Genomic DNA, 4120 nt, shown 5'->3' with positions numbered 1-4120 from the left:
GCAAAGTCGGTCGTCATCGCTTGCGCCTTGATGACGACCGAAGCGTCGAGGCCGTGTTTGCGGGCGAACTCCGCGCTGCAGATCACTGCTGCCGCCGCACCGCAGGTGGGCGGGCAACACTGCAGGCGAGTCAGCGGGCCGTAGATGTGCGGCGAGGCCATCACTTCTTCGACGGTGACCTGATCGCGGAACACGGCATATGGGTTGTTGGCGGCATGCTGGCGGGCCTTAACCGAGATCTTGGCAAAGGTCTCTGGGGCTGTGCCGTACTTCTCGGCGTACTGCCGTCCCGCGCCACCGAAGTATTGTGCCGCGAAAGGGGACTCGTCCCGACCCTGGACCGCGTGCATTACTTCGTCGAACCGGTCGAAAGGTGTTGGGCGGTCCGACCAATGCGTGCCCAGTGCGCCGCGCTGCATCTGCTCGAACCCCAGGGCGAGCACACAATCGACCGCGCCGCTCTCCACGGCCTGCCGGGCGAGGAAAAGCGCGGAGGAACCTGTCGCGCAGGCGTTGTTCACGTTGACGATCGGTATGCCGGTCTGGCCCACCCCGTAGAGGGCCGCTTGTCCAGAGGTCGAGTCCCCGTAGACGTAACCGACGTATGCGTGCTGGACCTGGTCGTAGTCGATGCCGGCGTCGGCGAGGGCCGCGATTGACGCCTTCTCGCCCATTACGTCGTAGGACTCGCTTCGACTCGGGGATGTGAACGGGACCATTCCCACGCCCACCACCCGTGCGTTGTTCTTCGTCACCCTCCTAGTAATACCGCCAGTGACAGGATTATACAAGTGGCTTGCATTACATCGCATGCACGGTGCAGACTCAACCATCCGAGCCGCCATTGCCCGAGCAAGGAGAGATCGCCATGCCCGTCCGCTCAATCCCGGCCCCTGGAGCGACTCTATGACCACATCGACCAGTACTCGACCCGCCGACTCCTCGGGCACCTTCGCCCTCGGCGGCGATCTGCCTGTCAACCGTCTCGGTTACGGCGCAATGCAACTCACCGGCCCAGGCGTCTGGGGCGACCCGAAGGATCCCGACGAAGCCGTGCGGGTGCTGCGTCGCGCGGTGGAACTGGGCGTCAACTTCATCGACACTGCAGACTCCTACGGTCCGTTCGTCAGCGAGAGCCTCATCCGCCTTGCCCTGCATCCTTATGCCGACGACGTGGTCATCGCCACCAAGGGCGGTCTCACCCGGTCCGGCCCCGGCGACTGGCGCCCGGTCGGCAGACCCGAATACCTTTGTCAGCAGCTGCATTTGAGCTTGCGGCATCTCGGGCTCGAACAGATCGACCTCTACCAGTTGCACCGCATCGACGCGGCCGTTCCACTGGCGGATCAGCTCGGCGCGCTCGTGGAACTGCAGCAGGAAGGCAAGATTCGTCATATCGGCGTCTCCGAGGTGAGCGTCGAAGAGCTGAAGCAGGCTCGCGAAATCGCCAACATCGTCTCGGTGCAGAACCTCTACAACCTCGCCCACCGCAAGGCCGGGGACGTCCTGGACTACGCCGAGGCCAACGACATCGCCTTCATCCCGTGGTTCCCCATCGCCACCGGCGCACTCGCCCGCCCCGGCGGACCGCTGGACACGTTCGCCAAGAAGCACGACGCCAGCGCCTCGCAGCTGGCCCTGGCCTGGCTGCTGCGACGCTCGCCTGTGATCCTCCCGATTCCCGGCACCTCCAGCGTCGAGCACGTCGAGGAGAACACCGCAGCCGCGACCGTCACACTCACCGACGAGGAGTTCACGGCGCTCTCGGAAGCCGTGTAATCCACCAATCACCGGGACTGCCGACATCGCCAAACACCTGCTATATGCCACCCACTTGCGATTTATAGTGACTCTCGCCTAGGATTTCAACCGGCGGAAAGTAGTGCCGCGTGAGGCCCAAAGGAAGGGCTGACATGTCAACCGAGAACAGCTACCGCGCCAGCCCGCCCGCGGCCCTGAACCTATTCGGTTCCGACGGGCGGGTCGAAAGCCCTTTTCGTGGAGACTGGCGAGTGGCGCCGGCCTCCTCCGTTGCCATCAGCCACAAGTCGATGTGGGGGCTGTTCACGGCCCGAGGAACTTTCACAGGCATTACCGGAGAAGCCCACATCACAGACGACGGCTACGTGACCGGAACGCTAGGTGTCGATCCAGGGTCCCTCACGACAAAATACGACAGACTCACCACGCATTTGCTGTCCGCCGACTTCTCCGACGTGGCAAACCACCCAACCATCGACTTCGTCGCCCATTGTGTGGGCCCCGACGGCCCAGACCGCGCAACTGTCAACGGACGCCTGACCATTCTCGGCAAGACCCAGCACATTTCGTTCCCCGTGCGAACGCGACTTGAACGCCCCAACCAGGTTGCGGTCGCCGGCAGCACCAAAGTCAACCGCAACGACTACGGAATGAGCTTCGACAAGTTGTACCCCTCGCGCGGCCTGACCACAATCACCTTTTCGTTGCACTTGGCGCGGCACTGAGTGGCGCGAATACATGTGAGTCGCAGCCAAAGTGGTCTTCGAGCACCGTGGCCGGGTCTTGCGCATTGGCACGCTCGCGCTGCTCATCACTCGGGCGTGAGCGCATGATCGCGGATATGGCCGATTGGGCCTTCCAACTACGCCCGGACGACTGCGACCTCGATGTTGCTCACAAGGCGCTGGTCGACACCGTCGCGGTGGCGTTGGCCGCGTCCGCCGATCCCGTCGTACAGATGACCACGGGTCTCCCGGAACCCCTGCGTTGGGCGGCAATTGGGCACGCATTGGATTTCGACGATGTGCACTTGCCGTCAAGTTCCCATGTGAGCGTTGTGTGCGTCAACGCGACGCTGTCGGTAGGAGGTGGTGCGCGGGAATACCTCGCGGCGGCGGGCGTCATGGCGAGGATCGGAACGGCGTTGGGGTGGGCTCACTACTCCAGGGGTTGGCATACCACTTGTACGGCGGGCGCACCGGCGGCTGCCATAGCAGCCGGCCTCACCTTGCGGCTGGACGTTGCGGGTTTGGCTCGGGCGATGGCACTGGCGATACCCAGTGCGGGAGGCCTTCAACGAGCGTTCGGCACAGCCAGCAAAGCCTTGCAGGTGGGATTCGCCACCGACGCTGGAGTCCGAGCTGCACGACTGGCATCGGCCGGCGCGACCGCTTCTCCCGCGGTCCTCGATGATTGGTTTCGATTGATGGGGGGAACGGTGGATCCGGATCTGTCCGGGCCAGCCGTCCCGGGAGGTCTGGCAATCAAGTTGCATCCCTGCTGTTATGCCTTGCAACGTCCGATCAGCGCAGTCCGAGGATTATCACGCCCCGGCAAGGATCTGAGTCTCATCGAGAGAATTCGGGTACATACCCCACAGGCTGGTGTGCAGCCGCTCATCCACCACAACCCGAGCACCGGGCTTGAAGCCAAGTTCAGTATGGAATACGCGGTGGCGACCACACTGGTCGACGAGTTTCCCGGAATGGCGGAGTTCACCGACGCCTCACTAAACCGATCTTCGATTCGCGCCTTGATGGAGCGCGTTGAGCTTGTCGCTACACCTGGGCCTGCTGAAGGTGTGATGGATGGCGAGACGCGAATCGCGGTTGAATGGTCGGACGGAACGGTTACCGAATCTGCACTCGATCTTCCGTACGGGCACCCTGAACTACCCGCCAGCACCGACGACCTCTCCGCGAAGGTGACGAGCTGCGTCGGTCACGCGCGGGCCGAGGAGATCATGAACCTGGGTTGGCGTGACGCCGCAGACGTGCTGCGCCGCAACTTCTGATAAGCCCAGTGGTCGTGATGCCGGCGTTCATCTAGACAGCGGGGGCTGGCGGGGAGAAGACACTGGTTCGCTTCATCGCCAGTCGTCGTCCACGCGTAGCCATCGAGAGAGCGATCTTCGCGCTCGCCTCGTCGATCATCTCGTCACCGAGCATGACCGCACCCACTGCTCCACCGGCAGCGGAGGTGTAGTACGCGTACGCGTCGAGAATCAGCTCCGCCTTGTCGTACGACTCTTGTGGTGGAGAGAACACTGCATTGGCCACCTCGAGCTGGCCGGGATGGAGAACCCACTTTCCGTCGAATCCGTACGCGGCGGCGCGTTCGCAGTAGCTGCGGTATCCGT

General features: G+C 63.3%; 4 protein-coding genes and 2 pseudogenes. 4 read left to right on the top strand and 2 right to left on the bottom strand.

Annotated features, from left to right (window positions below; all coding sequences use genetic code 11):
* A partial coding sequence (locus QOI01_RS19495) for a thiolase family protein (protein WP_526383802.1) occupies window positions 1–719 on the bottom strand: 719 nt, incomplete at its 3' end.
* A gap of 187 nt (window positions 720–906) precedes the next feature.
* Here QOI01_RS19495 and QOI01_RS19490 point away from each other — a divergent pair.
* From QOI01_RS19490 to QOI01_RS19475, 4 genes and pseudogenes are all read left to right on the top strand, one after another.
* Window positions 907–1779 carry an aldo/keto reductase gene (locus tag QOI01_RS19490; RefSeq protein WP_526383798.1) on the top strand — a complete coding sequence of 291 codons (873 nt, stop codon included), beginning with the start codon at window positions 907–909 and terminating at the stop codon, window positions 1777–1779.
* A gap of 134 nt (window positions 1780–1913) precedes the next feature.
* A complete protein-coding gene (locus QOI01_RS19485; RefSeq protein ID WP_526383796.1) occupies window positions 1914–2486 on the top strand; it encodes a YceI family protein in 573 nt (190 codons plus the stop codon).
* 104 nt (window positions 2487–2590) lie between these two features.
* Window positions 2591–3163, top strand: a pseudogene (locus QOI01_RS19480) (MmgE/PrpD family protein); the annotation flags it as partial.
* 36 nt (window positions 3164–3199) lie between these two features.
* Entirely contained in the window at window positions 3200–3775 is a 576-nt protein-coding gene (locus QOI01_RS19475; protein WP_526383800.1) for an MmgE/PrpD family protein, read from the top strand.
* A gap of 31 nt (window positions 3776–3806) precedes the next feature.
* Here QOI01_RS19475 and QOI01_RS19470 read toward each other — a convergent pair.
* Window positions 3807–4120, bottom strand: a pseudogene (locus QOI01_RS19470) (CoA ester lyase); the annotation flags it as partial.

The sequence above is a fragment of the Mycobacterium sp. genome, assembly GCF_032162605.1.
Lineage (GTDB): Bacteria > Actinomycetota > Actinomycetes > Mycobacteriales > Mycobacteriaceae > Mycobacterium.
The sequence above is the reverse complement of the archived record's forward strand: the minus strand, read 5'-3'. Positions and strand labels throughout refer to the sequence as shown.

Bases quoted from the DNA above. Each gene is read 5' to 3' on its own strand.
- QOI01_RS19490 (WP_526383798.1), top strand. From the start codon at position 907: ATGACCACATCGACCAGTACTCGACCCGCCGACTCCTCGGGCACCTTC.
- QOI01_RS19485 (WP_526383796.1), top strand. From the start codon at position 1,914: ATGTCAACCGAGAACAGCTACCGCGCCAGCCCGCCCGCGGCCCTGAAC.